This is a genomic window from Bacillus cereus, from assembly GCF_007678085.1.
Taxonomy (GTDB): Bacteria; Bacillota; Bacilli; order Bacillales; family Bacillaceae_G; genus Bacillus_A; species Bacillus_A cereus_BE.
Map to the genome: position 1 here is coordinate 566,688 of NZ_VEDW01000001.1, position 17,461 is coordinate 584,148.

Here is a 17,461-nt window from a genome sequence, read left to right on the forward strand (position 1 = left end):
AATCATAATGAATATTAAAGCAGTAGTAACAGAAGCGGATTTACATGATGTATTTCCCGTATTACAGCAGTTAAGAACAAAACTTTCAAAAGAAGAAGCAAGCTCTTTATTTCAAAAAATGAAAGAAGAAAATTATAAACTATTTTCGCTACGTAATGAAGAGGGAGAAGTTGTGAGTCTAGCCGGTATAGCGATTTGTACGAACTTTTATAATAAGAAGCACGTTTTCGTATATGACCTTGTAACAGCAGAAGCCCATCGTTCAAAAGGATATGGAAATGTATTACTCTCATATATAGAGAACTGGGGAAAAGAAAATGAATGTGAGTCCATTGCTCTTACATCAGCCTTTCCTAGATTAGACGCTCACCGCTTTTATGAAAGAGAAGGCTATGATAAGGTAAGCTATTCTTTTCATAAAGAATTATAAAGCAGGATAGGTTCTATATGACATAATATATAGAACCTATTTTTTTAGAAAGGTTTATAATTTATGTTGTTGAATTGTTTTTTTATAAATAACACAGAGAATGATTGGAGCGCTTATACTTGGAAAAAATAAAGAAACTATCAATCCCTAATGATGTTAGAGTAATCGTAATATCTGATATTCATGGAGAATTACCTCTTTTAAAAGAATTACTACATAAAGTTAATTTTCAAGATGAAGATTATTTAATTATTAATGGTGATCTTTGTGAGAAAGGAAGAGATAGCGTTGGCGTCGTAAACTATGTGATGGATCTAGTAGTTAGCAAGCCAAATGTTTATGTAGTCGAAGGGAACTGTGAAGTTGTAGTTGAAGCACTTGTAAATGAAAATCCTGCGTTAATAAATTATTTATGTACGCGAAAGAATACAATTTTTAATGAGTGGCTAGCGCAATTGAATATTAACGTTCATGAAGAAAATGATATTCGTGAATTGAAAACAAAATTAATGAGCCATTTTTCAAAGGAAATAAAATGGCTAACAGAATTGCCAACAGCGATTGAAACGGAGGATTATATTTTTGTACATGCTGGCCTTGAAGATAGAGAGGATTGGAAAGAAACAGAACGGAAAAATGCGATAGCAATGCCGGAGTTTTATAATAAATCACATAGAGTAAATAAGTATGTAGTTGTTGGCCATTGGCCTGTTGTAAACTATTCTGATGAAGCACCATCTAACAATCCCGTTATTGATAGGGAGAAAAAGATTATTGCAATTGATGGCGGAAATGCAATTAAAGAGGCAGGACAATTAAACGCATTTATCATTCAGAGGACAAAAGCAGGTGATATGTTTTCTTATACATATGTAGACTATTTTCCAGAATATGAAGTAATGGCAGATTTTAATGCGAACTCAGAAATGCAGGGAGGGGTTACCTATCCGTATTATTACATAGAGCCTATGGAGAAGATGCAAGATTATACGATATGTAAGCAAAGAGAAACGAATAAATTACTCTCTGTGAAAAATGAATATATTAGGCAACTTGATTCAGGTGAATACACAGTGAAAACCGATATTTCTTGTGCGCTAATAAGTGTAAGAAAAGGGGACATTGTTTCTCTCATTGATGGCAGCTGTTCAGGATATGATTTAGTTAAAAGAGATGGAGTAGAAGGCTGGATAGAGAAAGGGATTTTAGTTGAGATAGAAAAGATGAAATAGGAGGTATGGAGCCTCCTATTTTTTATTATCTTTTTATATGAGTAGATTGCTTGCTGTCTTTCATAAGTAAGTAAATTGTACTCGGTAAAATGACAATCGTCATTCCTAAAATAATTGCTAGTATAGCATAACCTCTATACGGAGCAGAAATGATAAATGGAAGTCCCGCTAGGAAAATACCTGCTATTATCATTGAAATACTACAAATATTTGAAGCTCTTTTTTCAAGGTGCTTATCATTCCACTCCAATGAAACGGTTGATTTAGTCGTATCAATTTTGGAACTGAAATAGCCTATTAATATAAATAAAAGCCCTAATGCTAAAAATATGAAATGATCAAGAGGAAGTGAAAAGCCAAGAGCGATAAGGGCAATGACAATATCAACAAAAAATAAGAATAGTAACATTGTGTTGCCGATCCAAAGGAGAAATTTCTGATTACTCGCTGCTTTAGATAAAGCTAAAAATAAAAAGAATATGAAGGAACATATAATTATATTTACGATAACAAAAGTGCCTTTATCCATTGTTGATGTAGGCGTTCCATTGAAGTCCCATTTCGTAACAATATTTGATGGTAAGAAGAAATAGAGAATAATATTTGTCGTAACAATAGTGAGAAATAAAGCAATACTAAATCGATTATTCATTGAATCACCAGCTTTCTACATGAATAATTGGTATCTTATAACAAAATTATACAATATAATAAACGATATCTGTTTTGATTTTTCAGAAAAAATATTATAATTATATATGAAATAAAGAGGAGTGTAGGAGGAAATTATGAAAAGCGTAATCGTAAAAGGGGATAGAGTAACAATTCGTACAATTGAAGAATCAGATATAAAAACATTATGGAATCTCGTGTTTAAAGAAGAAAACCCAGAATGGAAAAAATGGGATGCACCGTATTTTCCGTTTTCAATGCAAGAATACCCATCTTATAAAGAGGGGATGCAAACGCGTTTAAAAGAAGAACCTCTATCCAATTTAATTATAGAAAATAACGGCCAAATTATAGGGACGGTCGGATTTTATTGGGAGCATAAACCGACGCGTTGGTTGGAGATGGGAATTGTTATTTATAATCCAGCTTACTGGAATGGTGGTTATGGTACAGAAGCGTTAACGTTATATCGAGATTTACTATTTGAAAAGATGGAGATTGGTAGAGTAGGGCTCACAACTTGGTCTGGCAATGAACGCATGGTGAAAGTAGCGGAGAAAATAGGAATGACTTTAGAAGGTAGAATGCGAAAATGCCGTTATTATAACGGAACGTACTATGATTCTATCCGAATGGGGATGATTCGTGAAGAATGGGAAGCGTTGAGAAATTAAAATTAATTAAGGTGAATTATGAAAATGGTTCTGCCATTTCTTCTAGTATATTAGCAGAATATAATTTAAAGAGAATGGAGACAACGAGATGACATATGTAATTAGAGAAATGAAGCAAGAAGACATTCATGCTGTACAATCAGTAGCGAAAATAGCTTGGCATGATACATACGAAGGAATTATCCCGAGAGAGATTCAAGACAGTTTCTTAAACGAGGCTTATTCTGATGAAAAAATGAAGTATCGTCTTGAAAATACACATTTATTCGTTGCGGAAGAAGAGGGAGAAGTAATTGGCTTTGCGAATTTTTCACCTGTTAGACTGCAAAACGAAGCAGAATTAGGTGCGATTTATTTGTTACCAAATCAGCAAGGGAAAGGGATAGGAAGTGCTTTATTACAAAAAGGGTTAACGGCATTAATAGGAATTCGGAAGCTTTATATTCATGTAGAAGCGGCGAATGAAAAAGGAAAACGTTTTTATGAATCGAAAGGTTTTGCACAATTAGAGGAGTTTGAAGAAGATTTTGAAGGACATATGATGCAGACAGTAAGGATGGTTTTATACGTATAAGGAGGACTAGTAATGAAGATATTTGATTTTAGTGAAGAAGTAGGAAAACACATATCAGCATTTCAATCTAATTTCATAATGTCGATAATATTAAACCAAAAAGGAAATGTACATATTAGGGCTATGCATTTACGAGAAAATGGAATAATTGGATATCAAGAAGCAGTTGTATCGCAACTGCTTCTTATTGTGGACGGAGAAGGATATGTATGCGGAGAAGATAAAGAAAAAGTGAAGGTGGAAGCGGGACAAGCTGTTTTTTGGGAGAAGGGCGAATTTCATGAAACGAGTACGAAAAATGGATTGATGGCAATTGTGATTGAGTCGGAGGAGCTTGAACAAGCGATATTAATGCCTATTAATGAGGAGAGTTGTGAAAAATGATAGAAAAGGCGAATCGAGAAGAAACGAACGAAATATTACAGTATGCAGCTCAATCACTATTTGAAGGAACAAGAGGGAATTGTCGGTTAAGTATAGAGAAAGCGGTTGAAATAACAAAGCCTATAGTGGAAAAGGGAGCATATTATTTAGTCGTTAAAGAAGAAAAGAAAGTAATGGGATGGATATTAATAGGGGAAAATGCAGACTATTTTTCTCGTGAAAAACTTGGATTTATATATGAGTTATACGTTTTTTCAGAATATCGAGGGAGAGGATTGTCGAGAGAACTGATGGAAGCCGGTATTAAGGAATTGAAGGAGACATATTCAGAAATTCGTTTGAATGTATTTGCTGGAAATTTTGCGAAAGAGATGTACGAAGAATTTGGGTTTGTTGAAAGACAGGTAATTATGACCTTGAAGTGAGAATATGAAGTGTAAATCTAATGTATGAAGATTTACACTTTATATATTAATTATTTTCATTCTTCAAATCCGTTATTGTATATAAAGTCAAAAAAGTAAAAAGCTATAGCTCTCTACCTTATTTAGCAATAAATCGTTTAGCTTTCATTATATGTTTCACTTCTATACGAGGTGTTACACCTTGAACCCAATCGGGATCAAATTCTATCCAATCTTTATCTAGGCTTTGTAACCAATCAAAGTCAAAAATTCTGGGCCAGGTAGCTATCATTTTATCTTTTGGAAAACCTTCTGTTTCGAATTGCTCCCATTCTTCCTCTGATTTAGTTATAGGACTATTATTTAAAATAGCGTGCCAAGTATGAAAACAAGACCAAAGAATGTCTTCATCTCGTATGTCTAATGTAAGAATGACGCCTTTTTGACCTTTAGATAAAAGTGCTGGACGGTTTTGATCAGGTCTTTTATTCCAAACCCATACAGGGTAAGTTCGGCCATCATAATTAGGAATTCTCTCTTTCATCTGTTCCATCATCCAAGCATATGGAGGTTTGAAATAAGGACAAACATATTTCTCATCTCCATGATAAAAACCATCTTCTTGCATTTTTTTATAAATGTGAAGTGGTTGTACAGTATATACTATCAAATAGACACTTCCAATCTAATCTAATTATGTAATGAATTTTTAATTACTTAATTATCATGCATGGAAAAATACAAAATATCAAATTTGAAGTGCCCTTGAAATTGTTAGAGATATCCATACAATTCAAGGGCGTTTTTTTGTTTCTGCGGAGACTCTAAAAAATATATTTAAAATCAATATAAAATTTTATGTTTAGTTCACAAACTTTCGGAAAAACTAGGAAAGATATGACAAAGGAGGTTATGAACGGTGGATCATCCAATTCAAGGGTTAATGAAAGCGGCAATGGAAAATTTAAAAGAAATGGTCGATGTAAATACGATTGTTGGAGAGCCTGTTCAAACGGCTGACGGTGGTGTGGTGTTAACGGTTTCTAAAGTAGCGTTCGGTTTTGGAGCAGGAGGTTCTGATTTCCAAACGAATGATGGGCAAAGAGCGCACGGTAACCCTGCATTTGGTGGCGGTAGCGCGGGTGGTGTTTCTATTACACCAGTAGCATTTCTTGTGGTGAATAAAGATGGAGTAAATATTCTGCATCTACAAAATGCGACACATTTAGCAGAAAAAATGATTGAATTAGCTCCACAGACAATTGATAAAATTCAATCGATGTTCCAAAAAGATGAAAAGAAAGAGGGAAATCATCATCCGCAAAACCCAGATGAAATCCTTTAAAAACGCCTGCTCACGAGCAGGCGTTTTTTCTTGTAATCACTATGTAATAAAACACATGAAATTGTAAATAGTTTTTGAAGTTTTTTCTATGTTTCTAAAATTTTTCATGTTAAAATATGCTATAGAATTGAAACATATAAAACGAAGGTGGCTAGGTGCTTTGTCTGGAGGATCTGACCAAGTAAAGAATATGATATATATTAATGGTAATCGTCGAGGTCATTGTTTTATCACATCAGGAATTACGTTTAAAGAGTTTGCAAGTAACATCCCTTCACCGCTTCATCAAGTGTTGCTTTTAAAGCATAACTTTGAATGGACAGATTTTCATTATCATACTTTATTTGAATATGTTGAGGAAGAAAATATACATAAGTTAATTCAAGCAGAGATTGATGAATTTGATGAATTTTGTTGGGTAGATTTTGATGATGCAAGCGATTTAGATGAATTAGAGCCAAAAGAAATTGCAGAGCTTTTATATTTGGCTCACAAAAAAGAACCACTTGCAAGAACATTCTTTCCGTTATTGAAAAATAGATTTGTTTATTTTTCACATGATGACGGATGGTACAACAAAGTGTATTATCGTAGAATTGCAGACTTTGTAGGGATGTTAAGTAAAGTCATTCCTTATAAACTCGGTGCTTTCGGTAAGAAACGTTTTTCTTTCTTCCAAAAATCAAAGATTTTCCCAGCAATTTCAAAAGAAGTAATTATGGGGCTTATTCCATTAATGGAAGATGGTCTTTATATTGATCTGGCAGGGAAAATTGAGTCAAGAAGGGGTCTTGAAATTCCGGTATATGTAGTTGGTTCGTATGAAAGTACGGATGAGGTGCTAGATAATATCGATGAATTGAAAGAAGAAGCAACAGAGACTGGTTGGCTTATTTTTGATAAGAAAGAACAAGAATGGCAATGGGTTGTGGACTAAGAAAACTTGGCGCATGAAGTCAAGTTTTCTTGTCATTTGAAAGGAGTACAAATGAAGAAATATTATACAATTGTGGGTATTGTAAGTATTATTCTCGTGACGATTTTACTTATTACTTGTCCGAAAGAATCAGATTTTAAAGTGTATGTAGAGGATAAGTATGCATTGAAATGTGATGAGAGTAGTTTTGAATGCACACAAAATGTAGATGGTAAAATAGAAAAATTACAATTTGAAAGTACAGATGCACGAAATGGTGTATTCTTTATGACTGTAAAGCAAACATTTAAAACAGAAGCTGGTGTTACGAAAGAATATAGCGGAGTAGGAATGTTTGGTACATTTCTTTTTGTTTCAGAGAAGACTTTCTAGTAATAGAAGGTCTTTTTCTTATGCTTATGTTCATATAGATGAAGTAAGACAAGCATAGGAGGGGTAGTAATGAAGAATACATGTATCGTTTGCGGTGGTGAGGAGTTTTTTTCCTCAACTTTGTATGCGCGTACGAAACAAGATTGGGCGTATGCACAAAATATGTATCGATTTGAAAAGGTGTTTATTGAGCATCGAGATGAAGAGAATTATCCAGTGTTTCAAGAAATTACAGCGAAACATTGCTGTGGATGCGGTCATATTATGTTGTATCACGAATGAACACACCAAGTTATACTTGGTGTGTTTTTTTAAAACGCTGACAAAGCAAGCGGATAGAGTAAAGTAAATAAAACAGAAAAACTACCAAAACCAATTGCCGTATATCCAAGTGTTCTTGCTCCGAAGTTGACAGCCAATAAGCCGACTAAAATCGCAAGAGAGCCGAGTGTAACTGGATAAAATGCAATTGAGAAAAGCGAAAGAAATAAAGCGACATAGCCTACCATTGCACCGGTATTTGTACCTTCTATTTCATTTGCAATTTCTTTACGCTTATGTCTAATTGGTATGCCAGTTGGTGATATTTCAGCTGCATACTCTTCGTTTTTTTCACCACTTTTAAAATGATGATTTCTCTTTCTTCGCATGTACATCCCTCTCTTTCAATTGGGTGTACCTATAGTATCTTACATAAAGAGAAGAACATGAGTATGAGTTAAACCCAAGTAAAGCAAAAATTGGAGAATAAAGATTCCGTTCTTCGCTTGTACATCTCCTAATGAAGATAAACAGGAATTTTGGAAAATGATGTAGAATGAAATGAGTGATAAAACGTGAAAGTAGGGGAGTGTATGACGAAATTTAATTGGCATGAATCAGCAGAGAAGAAATGGGATAGTAGTGCAGAATTTTGGAATCAAAATAGTCAAGAGATGTGGGATAGCGGGAGTAGGAGTACAATTATTCCATTTTTTGAACAATACGTGAAGAAAGAAGGGCAAGTGCTCGATGTTGGTTGTGGAGATGGATACGGTACATATAAATTAAGTCTCGCGGGCTATAAAGCAGTTGGAGTAGATTTATCAGAAGTGATGATTCAAAAAGGGAAGGAGCGCGGAGAAGGACCGGATTTATCTTTTATAAAAGGAGATCTTTCATCCCTACCGTTTGAAAATGAACAATTTGAATCAATTATGGCAATTAATTCTTTAGAATGGACCGAGGAGCCATTACAAGCATTAAATGAGATAAAGCGTGTTTTAAAAAGCGATGGGTATGCATGTATTGCAATTTTAGGACCGACAGCAAAACCTCGAGAGAACAGTTATCCTCGTTTATACGGAAAAGATGTTGTTTGTAATACGATGATGCCTTGGGAATTTGAACAATTAGCGAAAGAACAAGGTTTTGAAGTTGTAGATGGGATCGGTGTATTTAAGCGCGGAGTGAATGAGAAGATGTTAGGTCAACTCCCTACAGAGTTACAACAATCGTTAACGTTCTTATGGGTATTTATGTTAAAAAACGTATAAAGAAATGAAAGAATTTTTAGGAGGTAAATAAGTGCAGAAAATACAAAAAACTGATACAATATCATCAGAACCAATTAAAGGGGGACTAGGGTATATGACAACTACTACAACAGTTAAATCCGACATTGAAATCGCACAAGAAGCGAGTATGAAGAAGATTCAAGAAATTGCAGCTGAATTAAATATTTTAGAAGATGAATTAGAGCCATACGGGCATTATAAAGGTAAGCTATCTCTTGACATTTTTAAGCGCTTACAGAACGAGGAAGACGGTAAAGTTGTTTTAGTAACAGCGATTAACCCAACTCCAGCTGGAGAAGGTAAATCAACAGTAACAGTTGGTTTAGGTCAAGCTTTTAATAAAATTGGTAAGAAAACAGTAATTGCACTTCGCGAACCATCTCTTGGACCGACGATGGGACTAAAAGGCGGAGCGGCAGGTGGCGGTTTTTCACAGGTAGTACCTATGGAAGACATTAACCTTCACTTTACTGGAGATATTCATGCGATCACAACTGCTAATAACGCGTTAGCGGCGTTTATTGATAATCATATCCAACAAGGAAACACACTTGGAATTGATACGCGTAAAATCGTTTGGAAACGCTGTGTTGACTTAAATGATCGTGCCCTACGTAACGTAGTAATTGGTCTTGGTGGGCCAGTTCAAGGTGTACCACGTGAAGACGGTTTCGATATTACAGTAGCATCTGAAATTATGGCGGTATTCTGCCTTGCAACAGATATTCAAGATTTAAAAGCTCGTCTATCTCGCATCGTAGTTGCTTATAACTTTGCAAATCAACCTGTAACGGTTAAAGATTTAGGTGTAGAAGGTGCGTTAACATTATTATTAAAAGACGCATTAAAACCAAACTTAGTACAAACGTTAGAAAATACACCAGCTATCATTCACGGCGGACCATTTGCGAATATTGCTCACGGTTGTAACAGTGTTATCGCTACAACAATGGCAGCAAAATTAGGTGATTATGTTATTACAGAAGCTGGATTCGGTGCTGATTTAGGTGCAGAGAAGTTTTTAGATATTAAAGCTCGTGCAGCTGGCATTAAACCAGAAGCAGTTGTTATTGTTGCGACTATTCGTGCGCTCAAAATGCATGGTGGCGTAGCAAAAGATCAATTAAAAGAAGAAAATGTAGATGCATTAGCAAAAGGTATGGAAAACTTACAGAAGCATGTTGAAACAATTCAAAGCTTCGGTGTGCCTTTCGTAATTGCAATTAATAAATTTATTACGGATACAGATGCAGAAGTTGCTTACTTACAAGAGTGGTGCAATGAGCGTGGCTATGCAGTATCCTTAACGGAAGTTTGGGAGAAAGGTGGCCAAGGCGGAGTTGACCTTGCTGAAAAAGTGTTAAAAGAAATTGAAAAAGGTGAAAATAACTACGCACCACTTTATGAACTAGAATTACCATTAGAAGAAAAAATTCGTACAATTGCTCAAAAAGTGTACGGTGCAAAAGATATTGAATTTGCTCCGAAAGCACGTAAGCAATTAGCTCAATATGAAGGAGAAGGCTGGAGTAACCTACCAATTTGTATGGCGAAAACACAATACTCTCTTTCTGACGATGCAACAAAATTAGGTCGTCCATCTGACTTTATCGTTACAATTCGTGAGCTAAAACCATCTATCGGTGCAGGGTTTATCGTTGCGTTAACAGGAACAATGTTAACAATGCCAGGCCTTCCAAAACAGCCAGCGGCACTGCAAATGGATGTAAATGAAGATGGAAAAGCAGTAGGTTTATTCTAAAAGGTTGTAATTCATCTCGTTTATCTGTAAACTATATATACATCAAGTGGCGCCTTTCCATCGAAAGGCGCCTGTTTTTTGGAGGAAATTATGTTTGATCCAACTGCTTTTGATAATTTAAAAGTAATCGTAGAAGGTGCTGTTTATGATTTTGATTTACATGGAGATATTCTTGTAACAGATCGAAAAGATATGATGGACCTTGCCTCATTAAGTCGTATATATCATATTTCATTTCAATTAACAGAACCGTTCGAACCACTAGTAGAAGCAACATTTTCATTATCTGTGGATGCAAAGAACTTGTCTGGTGAAATACTAGAAGTGCCACAATTTACACCAGGTTGTGAAATGAAGTTAGCATTTTCATTCCCGATAGAAAAGCCAGAGGTAGTATGCGAAGAAATTGAAACTTTCATGCATTCTATTTGGGGAAAAGAAAGAATGATTACACAAAAACTTTCATACGAATATAATAAGCAAGCGATTTCATATCATAATAAGGTAGAGGTTCTATTTCAAAAAGCGATTACAGAAGACCATGTTGATGATTTAATAGCTGTTATTTCACACATGATAGAAACGGTGCGAACAATACAACATTTTCTTCAAAAATAGAGATAAAGGAGAAAAACAAATGATAAAAGATATGCAACCATTTTTACAACAAGCTTGGGAGAAGGCTGGTTTTAAAGAATTAACTGAAATTCAAAAACAAGCGATTCCAACTATTTTAGAAGGACAAGACGTTATAGCTGAATCTCCAACTGGAACAGGAAAAACATTAGCGTACTTATTACCCCTTTTACATAAAATTAATCCTGAAGTAAAACAACCACAAGTAGTTGTTTTAGCGCCAACACGTGAGCTTGTCATGCAAATTCACGAAGAGGTTCAAAAGTTTACAGCAGGGACTGAAATTTCAGGGGCATCTTTAATTGGTGGTGCAGATATTAAGCGCCAAGTTGAAAAATTAAAGAAACATCCGAGAGTAATTGTCGGTTCACCAGGACGTATTTTAGAATTAATTCGTATGAAAAAGCTAAAAATGCATGAAGTGAAAACAATTGTATTTGATGAGTTTGATCAAATTGTAAAACAAAAGATGATGGGCGCAGTACAAGATGTAATTAAATCAACGATGCGCGACCGTCAATTAGTATTCTTCTCAGCGACAATTACCAAAGCTGCAGAAGACGCGGCACGTGATTTAGCAGTTGAACCACAAGTGGTACGTGTAACACGTGCAGAGTCAAAAAGCTTAGTTGAGCATACGTATATCATTTGTGAGCGACGCGAAAAAAATGATTACGTAAGAAGAATTATGCATATGGGCGATGTAAAAGCAGTTGCTTTCTTAAATGACCCATTCCGTTTAGATGAAATTACTCAGAAGTTGCAGTTCCGTAAAATGAAAGCAGCAGCTCTTCATGCAGAAGCAGGTAAGCAAGAGCGTGAAGCAACGATGCGTGCTTTCCGCGGCGGGAAATTAGAAATTCTACTTGCTACTGATATTGCAGCACGTGGAATCGATATTGATGATTTAACACATGTAATTCACTTAGAATTACCGGACACAGTAGACCAATATATTCACCGCTCAGGACGTACTGGACGTATGGGTAAAGAAGGAACTGTCGTATCTCTTGTAACTCCACAAGAAGAGCGTAAATTACTGCAATTTGCGAAAAAACTAGGCATCGTATTTACGAAGCAAGAAATGTTCAACGGATCATTTGTAGAAACGAAACCGAAAGCACCAAAGAAAAAGAAACCAGCGTTTACTGGGAAGAAAAAGCCTAGATAAATAATGGGGAAGGCGTAACTATTTGTAGTTACGTCTTTTTGTTTGTAATTGAATGAAAAAGGAATAATAATAGTACCTGTAGAAAGCTACATAGAATATAAAAACCATTAGGGGGAAATGAAATGATTCATAAAGTTGGACAAATTATGTTATATGTAAATAATCAAGATGAGGCAGTAAACTTTTGGACGGAAAAGGTAGGGTTTCATGTAGTTGCAGAGGAAGATAATAAGCAAGGAATGAGATGGATTGAAATCGCTCCAACTAGCGGTGCAGAAACAAGCATTATATTACATAATAAAGAACTTATTTCGAAAATGAGCCCAGAATTAAATCTTGGTACACCGTCCTTAATGTTCTTCTCAGAAAATCTTGATCAATTATATACAGATTTAAAAAATAAAAATGTTACTGTTGGCGAAATGGTAACTATGCCTTCTGGTAAAGTATTTAACTTTGCTGATAGTGAAGGGAATTATTTTGCGGTTATGGAAAAGAACAAATAATAATATTGCTATGTGAAAAATCCCCCTCAATATATTGAGGGGGATTACATGTTTGAAGTGGATTTTTTATTAGAGAGTTGATTAATATAAAATACGCCTTTTTCAATAGCTGTCTCAATATAACCAATGATTTGATTAAACGTAAATACTTGTAAGTCTTCATGCAAATGTTGCTCTGGATACAACATATCTTCAAAAAGATACTTTCGAAAAGCTAATACGTTTTCTTTAGAAACCTCTTCAATATCCATAATGTGAGCCTCTTGATTGAGAAAAGAGAAGAGCCGTTGTTCGTTATCGTAATGATGGAGCAACTTTGCATTTAACAATTTAAAATCGTTATAGTACATAGGTGCGATAGTTTCGTCATTTTCTATTCTATTTTTTAGCCATGGTAGAAAAAAGCCACTTAGCCAATTGTCATCGGCAATGAGATGGGTGTAATAACCTAAGAGGAAAGGGGAATCCATATGAACTTTATATTTTTGAAAAAAAGAATTGAAATCTATCCTTCTCGTATAGTTTTTCGTTGTGCCAGCGTAAAAGTGTGAAGTTCCTTTTTCTTCGGCTGAATGAACCGCATCAGGGGCTACTCCTCCAAGTATGAAAGAAGTTTTATCTTGAATACATAGTTTTTCGGCAATCTTGTTGGCGATAATAGCATGCATAATTCGTGATCCCATGAATGACACCTCGGTTTCAAGTATTCATTTCAGGAAGAGGACTGAACAGTTAGTATTACTTTCCCTGTACTTTTTCTACTTTCGACCCATTCATGTGCTTTCCCTGCATCTTGAAGTGGAAAAGATTTCGTAGCCTTAATTTGCAAACTTCCGTCACGTAAATAACGGAAAACTTCATTTGCTGTTTCTTGGAGGAGTTCAGGCCGTTTTTTTCGTGTAGTGCCGAAGCTAAAACCGAGTATAGAGCGGCAACTTGCGTGTAAATCTTTCGTTTGAAAGTTACCAATTTCACCGCTAGCATTACCGAAATGAACGAGGCGACCGTAATAAGCAAGACATTTTAAACTTCTTTCCGAAACAGTTCCAGAAATAGAATCTAAAATTACATCAACCCCTTCGCCATTTGTCAGCTCATTGACCTTCTCTACAAAATCCTCATTTTGATGGCATATAACATAATCAGCTCCAGCGTCTAAAGCGATGTTCCTTTTCGCTTCATTTCCGACAGTACCGATAACAGTTCCAGCCCCTAATAGTTTAGCGATTTGAATTGCTGTCGTACCAATTCCACCAGCCGCAGCATGAATGAGTACAGACTCATCTTGTTGAAGTCTTGCTACATTTGCGAGTAAATTATAGCTTGTGAAAGATACGATAGGGCATGCGGCTGCAGTTTGAAAATCTACTTCATCAGGTAAAACGAAAGTAAGGTTTTTGTTTGCGACAACGTATTCTGCATAAGATCCATTTTGAGGAAAAGCGATGACACGTTGTCCAGGATAAATATTTTTCACATGAGAACCGACTCGTTCTACAATACCAGTAGCATCTATCCCTGGTATAAAAGGTAGTTTTTTATTTCCTTTTTTGCCATAACGCGATTTAATATCAGCGAAATTTACACTAGTAGCAACAACGCGAATTAAAACTTGATCTTCTGAAAAAGCCGGCATATCCACATCTGTATATTTCATCACTTCAGGACCACCGAACGACGTTACAACGATAGCTTTCATTATATATCCTCCTAAATTTGACTATATAAATGATTTTAAATCGTCATTAGAAATTGGAAAATTATATAATAGTTATGCGACTTTATAAGTGAAGCTTATGAACATATTGAATCATTATACTAATCTACACAAAAAAACTTTTGAAAAAATCGAACGAAATATCAATTACTTGCCAATATATAGTGTACGACAAAGGAGGGATGGTAAATGAAGGATGAAACAGTGTATATAGATTTAATCCATTTAACTTTAACAGGAAATAAAGAAGCATATAGCGAGTTGTATGATAAAACGATTCAAGAAGTATATAAAACAGCACATTTTTTAATTGAAGATAAAACGGATGTAGATGATGTCGTTCAAGAAATATACATACAATTATATGAATCACTTCGTAAGTATGATAGAGAGAAACCATTTCGCCCTTGGCTAATTGGACTTACGATTAAACAAATTCACTCTTATAGAAGAAAGAGGTGGATGCGGCTACGAATTATAAAAAAAGCAGAAGAGCAAAGAAAACCAGTACAAATTGATTTTTCTAGCGATGTTGTAAGTAAAATATCAAACCAAAAATTAATTGAACTCATTCATAAATTACCATATAAATTGAAACAAGTTATTATCTTAAGATATTTACACGATTACTCACAAGAAGAAGTAGCACAAATATTACATATTCCAATTGGCACAGTGAAATCTAGAATTCATGCGGCATTAAAGAAACTACGCCAAAAAGAACAAGTAGAAGAAATCTTTTTAGGAGAGGTAGGGAATGTGAAATGAGTTTAGATTGTAGAGTTAGAGAATCTATACAAGAAGAAGCGAAGGGGATTGTTGCCCCTCCGGAGTTAAAAGAAAAAGTAATCGTTCAAATAAAAATGAATCAAGGGGGGCGTAAGAGAAAGAAACGTCTTATCGCAGGGGTGCTTGCAGCAACTCTTTTAATCCCGACGACTGGTTTTGCGTATCAATCTATTATGGCAGATGGTATATACGGGTCGTTTGAAAATTTAAAGAAGCATGCCGGAGCTATAACATTAGAAGGATACATGCGTTTTAATGCAAAGTTATCACAAGCGAAAGATGAAATGGGTGCAAAAGAATATGAAGAGTTTACAAAAGAACTAAAGAAATTAACAAATGCAAAGCTTGAATACGGGGATTCGAACGGTAATATTGATTATGATCAATTATCACCAGCTAAAAAAGATGAATTGAAAAAGGTGGTAATGGAGCTTCATCCGTATTTTGATAAATTAAATGGTCATAAATCTAGTAAAGAAGTATTAACTTCAGAAGAGTATGAACAATATATGGAAGCATTAATGTCATATCAAACTGTATTAGTAAAAGCGAAATCGAGTGGTGGGATAACAGTAGAAGAAGTACCTGAAGCGTATAAAGAAAGATTTATTAAAGCAGAGCAGTTTATGGAATATGTAAACGAAAAGGTGCAATAATTAGAAAAGCTCATAGCTTTAGCTGTGAGCTTTTTTTATTGAAACAAAAAAGAGTATTCAATTATATTTTTTCATATTTGCATTATCTTTTTGTATAAAACAATCTAAAAGAGAATAGCCAGCTATTAAACTTATTATCGTAACAAAAGTTGTATTTATAAGAATAATATTAGTTAAATAAGGTAGGTATTGGCCAAGTGGTGAAAAGAGTAGAGCTGGGGAAAAGGAAATTAATATTGTAGGCACTGTAATGGCGATAAACTTATCTGGTTGAAAGCTCCAGTTTTGTTTACTCGTTTCGCGATTAATCGATTGAAGGAATCGTAATAAAATGCCGACTATAAGAGGGAAGAGTGTAAAGTAGAATAATCTTGGATAAACGTTAAAGTTCACCTGCGCGTCTGTATCTAAATAAAATTGAATCTTCACTCCGACAAATAATAATAAAACGATAAATAATGTGAAGCAGAGATATAGCATCACTTTTTGCATTATATTCCACCATCCTTTACTCAAAATATATTCAAAAAAAGAAGAGATATACAATAACTACTGTTGTATATCTCTTCTTTTGCTGTTAGTTAATAGTGGAGTTTGTTTTTTCTTGCTTCGTGAAATAATCAATAATGCCCATCGCGCTAATTTCTATATCTAGATGTAAAATGTTATAAACGGAATGATCGGATGGAACGTTTAACTTTGTAAGATGAGAAGAGATCTTATTCATTAATACAGTTTGTAAAGCTTTAGTCGCTTCATCGAAATCATTATACTGTTCAAAGACCTCTTTACCAGTATGAACGAAAATAGGTAACCAATGTTCCAGTTGGTTATATACTTCTGTAACATTGGATGAGGCGCCGTAATGACCGAAATAAATAGTATCTACATTCATACTTTGAATGTGATTTTTAGAAGCAATCATCGCATCTGGTTGGAATTGTGAAGGGGACGTTGATGGTAAATATAGTTCTACACCAAAGTCTGCGAGTTCTCTATAATAAATGCCAATTGTATCGCCAGTAAAAATGCCGTTTGTTAATGAATCGTGAATGCTAATATGGTGCTTAGCATGTCCCGGTGTATCATAAAATGTAAGGATGCGGTCTTCGGCAATTTGTAATGTATCACCATTTTGTACAATACGAACACGTTCTTCTTCTATAGGAAGAATTGGAACAAACAGTTTATCGAAATCTTCTTTGTATACAGCTTTTGCGCCTAAAATGAGTTTTGTTGGATCAATCATATGACGAGCGCCGCGAGAATGCACATATAAAGTAGCATTTGGGCACTTTTCCATCATTAAACCAGCAGCCCCGGCGTGATCTAAATGAACGTGTGTAACGATAATGTTTTTTACATCGTCTAAATCAATATGTAATTGTTGTAAGCCGTCTAAAATATACGGAAGAGAAGGGGCTGCACAAGTTTCAATTAAAGTAATATCGTCACCTAATAAAACATACGTACCAGTTCGTTCATTATGTTGTAAATCGAAATCATCAATAAGATATAGGTGAGAAGATAATTGCTCTACTTTTTTCATCTTTACCACTCCTTATATACTGCATGTTTCTATTATACGCTAAAATAGAAAAAAGACAGAAAACGAAAGCTCGTCTTCTGCCTTTTTGTAATACT

At 34.9% G+C, this 17,461-nt stretch carries 24 protein-coding genes and 1 pseudogene; 18 read left to right on the forward strand and 7 right to left on the reverse strand.

The features are described from left to right. Positions 1–7 precede the first annotated feature (7 nt). Positions 8–430: a GNAT family N-acetyltransferase gene (locus tag FS742_RS02865; protein WP_144611124.1), complete on the forward strand. Its 423-nt coding sequence runs from the start codon at positions 8–10 to the stop codon at positions 428–430. Positions 431–549: 119 nt separating this feature from the next. Continuing rightward, positions 550–1,662, forward strand: coding sequence for a metallophosphoesterase (locus FS742_RS02870; protein ID WP_144611125.1), 1,113 nt, complete (start codon positions 550–552; stop codon positions 1,660–1,662). A gap of 25 nt (positions 1,663–1,687) precedes the next feature. On the opposite strand, the gene FS742_RS02875 is transcribed toward FS742_RS02870, so the two are convergent. Further along, a complete protein-coding gene (locus tag FS742_RS02875) occupies positions 1,688–2,314 on the reverse strand; it encodes a DUF1648 domain-containing protein (RefSeq protein ID WP_144611126.1) in 627 nt (208 codons plus the stop codon). A 136-nt stretch (positions 2,315–2,450) separates the two neighbouring features. Here FS742_RS02875 and FS742_RS02880 point away from each other — a divergent pair, with 136 nt between their 5' ends. The 5 genes and pseudogenes from FS742_RS02880 (at position 2,451) to FS742_RS02895 (ending at position 4,391) form a co-directional block, all read left to right on the forward strand. Then, positions 2,451–3,008: a GNAT family N-acetyltransferase gene (locus tag FS742_RS02880; protein ID WP_144611127.1), complete on the forward strand. Its 558-nt coding sequence runs from the start codon at positions 2,451–2,453 to the stop codon at positions 3,006–3,008. Next, a pseudogene (locus FS742_RS27870) lies at positions 2,987–3,100 on the forward strand (2'-5' RNA ligase family protein); the annotation flags it as partial. The gene FS742_RS02880 and the pseudogene FS742_RS27870, both read left to right, overlap by 22 nt. Further along, entirely contained in the window at positions 3,097–3,582 is a 486-nt protein-coding gene (locus tag FS742_RS02885) for a GNAT family N-acetyltransferase (protein ID WP_144611128.1), read from the forward strand. The pseudogene FS742_RS27870 and the gene FS742_RS02885, both read left to right, overlap by 4 nt. A 12-nt stretch (positions 3,583–3,594) precedes the next feature. Next, on the forward strand, positions 3,595–3,966 hold the full coding sequence (locus FS742_RS02890; protein WP_144611129.1) for a cupin domain-containing protein: 372 nt from the start codon (positions 3,595–3,597) through the stop codon (positions 3,964–3,966). Continuing rightward, complete coding sequence (locus FS742_RS02895; RefSeq protein WP_144611130.1) at positions 3,963–4,391, forward strand: GNAT family N-acetyltransferase; 429 nt, start codon at positions 3,963–3,965, stop codon at positions 4,389–4,391. The genes FS742_RS02890 and FS742_RS02895 overlap by 4 nt, the downstream gene beginning before the upstream one ends. Positions 4,392–4,509: 118 nt before the next feature. Here FS742_RS02895 and FS742_RS02900 read toward each other — a convergent pair whose 3' ends face one another. Next, positions 4,510–5,040, reverse strand: coding sequence for a DUF3841 domain-containing protein (locus tag FS742_RS02900; protein WP_144611131.1), 531 nt, complete (start codon positions 5,038–5,040; stop codon positions 4,510–4,512). Between the two features lie 249 nt (positions 5,041–5,289). Between FS742_RS02900 and ytfJ the strand changes: the two genes are divergently transcribed. From ytfJ to FS742_RS02920, 4 genes are all read left to right on the forward strand, one after another. After that, positions 5,290–5,715 (forward strand): GerW family sporulation protein, encoded by a 426-nt coding sequence (gene ytfJ, locus FS742_RS02905; RefSeq protein WP_087964241.1) that lies wholly within the window; start codon positions 5,290–5,292, stop codon positions 5,713–5,715. Between the two features lie 160 nt (positions 5,716–5,875). Next, on the forward strand, positions 5,876–6,652 hold the full coding sequence (locus FS742_RS02910) for an oxalate:formate antiporter (protein ID WP_000014090.1): 777 nt from the start codon (positions 5,876–5,878) through the stop codon (positions 6,650–6,652). 51 nt (positions 6,653–6,703) lie between these two features. Next, positions 6,704–7,024 carry a hypothetical protein gene (locus tag FS742_RS02915; protein ID WP_144611132.1) on the forward strand — a complete coding sequence of 107 codons (321 nt, stop codon included), beginning with the start codon at positions 6,704–6,706 and terminating at the stop codon, positions 7,022–7,024. A 69-nt stretch (positions 7,025–7,093) separates the two neighbouring features. Beyond that, positions 7,094–7,306 carry a hypothetical protein gene (locus tag FS742_RS02920; RefSeq protein ID WP_000798748.1) on the forward strand — a complete coding sequence of 71 codons (213 nt, stop codon included), beginning with the start codon at positions 7,094–7,096 and terminating at the stop codon, positions 7,304–7,306. 29 nt (positions 7,307–7,335) lie between these two features. Here the strand turns inward: FS742_RS02920 and FS742_RS02925 are convergent, their stop codons facing one another. Continuing rightward, complete coding sequence (locus tag FS742_RS02925) at positions 7,336–7,674, reverse strand: hypothetical protein (RefSeq protein ID WP_001253209.1); 339 nt, start codon at positions 7,672–7,674, stop codon at positions 7,336–7,338. 204 nt (positions 7,675–7,878) lie between these two features. Between FS742_RS02925 and FS742_RS02930 the strand changes: the two genes are divergently transcribed. The 5 genes from FS742_RS02930 to FS742_RS02950 all read left to right on the forward strand — a co-directional run bounded on the left by FS742_RS02930 (position 7,879) and on the right by FS742_RS02950 (position 12,655). Continuing rightward, entirely contained in the window at positions 7,879–8,559 is a 681-nt protein-coding gene (locus tag FS742_RS02930; protein WP_144611133.1) for a class I SAM-dependent methyltransferase, read from the forward strand. 94 nt (positions 8,560–8,653) lie between these two features. After that, positions 8,654–10,342 (forward strand): formate--tetrahydrofolate ligase, encoded by a 1,689-nt coding sequence (locus FS742_RS02935; RefSeq protein ID WP_012580602.1) that lies wholly within the window; start codon positions 8,654–8,656, stop codon positions 10,340–10,342. Between the two features lie 90 nt (positions 10,343–10,432). Further along, positions 10,433–10,960, forward strand: coding sequence for a hypothetical protein (locus tag FS742_RS02940; RefSeq protein ID WP_141434954.1), 528 nt, complete (start codon positions 10,433–10,435; stop codon positions 10,958–10,960). Positions 10,961–10,979: 19 nt separating this feature from the next. Then, positions 10,980–12,149, forward strand: a complete 1,170-nt coding sequence (locus FS742_RS02945; protein WP_144611134.1) for a DEAD/DEAH box helicase — start codon at positions 10,980–10,982, stop codon at positions 12,147–12,149. Positions 12,150–12,271: 122 nt separating this feature from the next. Beyond that, complete coding sequence (locus tag FS742_RS02950) at positions 12,272–12,655, forward strand: VOC family protein (RefSeq protein WP_144611135.1); 384 nt, start codon at positions 12,272–12,274, stop codon at positions 12,653–12,655. 44 nt (positions 12,656–12,699) lie between these two features. On the opposite strand, the gene FS742_RS02955 is transcribed toward FS742_RS02950, so the two are convergent. After that, on the reverse strand, positions 12,700–13,338 hold the full coding sequence (locus FS742_RS02955) for a zinc dependent phospholipase C family protein (protein ID WP_144611136.1): 639 nt from the start codon (positions 13,336–13,338) through the stop codon (positions 12,700–12,702). 29 nt (positions 13,339–13,367) lie between these two features. Continuing rightward, the gene (locus FS742_RS02960; protein ID WP_144611137.1) at positions 13,368–14,354 is read right to left on the reverse strand and encodes a quinone oxidoreductase family protein; all 987 of its coding nucleotides are present in this window, start codon (positions 14,352–14,354) and stop codon (positions 13,368–13,370) included. Positions 14,355–14,561: 207 nt separating this feature from the next. Here FS742_RS02960 and FS742_RS02965 point away from each other — a divergent pair, with 207 nt between their 5' ends. Further along, entirely contained in the window at positions 14,562–15,140 is a 579-nt protein-coding gene (locus FS742_RS02965) for a sigma-70 family RNA polymerase sigma factor (protein ID WP_144611138.1), read from the forward strand. Beyond that, the gene (locus tag FS742_RS02970; RefSeq protein ID WP_144611139.1) at positions 15,137–15,817 is read left to right on the forward strand and encodes a DUF3600 domain-containing protein; all 681 of its coding nucleotides are present in this window, start codon (positions 15,137–15,139) and stop codon (positions 15,815–15,817) included. Before FS742_RS02965 ends, FS742_RS02970 begins: the two co-directional genes overlap by 4 nt. Positions 15,818–15,874: 57 nt before the next feature. On the opposite strand, the gene FS742_RS02975 is transcribed toward FS742_RS02970, so the two are convergent. Both FS742_RS02975 and FS742_RS02980 read right to left on the reverse strand, forming a co-directional pair. After that, positions 15,875–16,309: a hypothetical protein gene (locus tag FS742_RS02975; RefSeq protein ID WP_144611140.1), complete on the reverse strand. Its 435-nt coding sequence runs from the start codon at positions 16,307–16,309 to the stop codon at positions 15,875–15,877. Positions 16,310–16,394: 85 nt separating this feature from the next. Further along, entirely contained in the window at positions 16,395–17,375 is a 981-nt protein-coding gene (locus FS742_RS02980) for an MBL fold metallo-hydrolase (RefSeq protein ID WP_144611141.1), read from the reverse strand. Between the last annotated feature and the right edge of the window lie 86 nt (positions 17,376–17,461).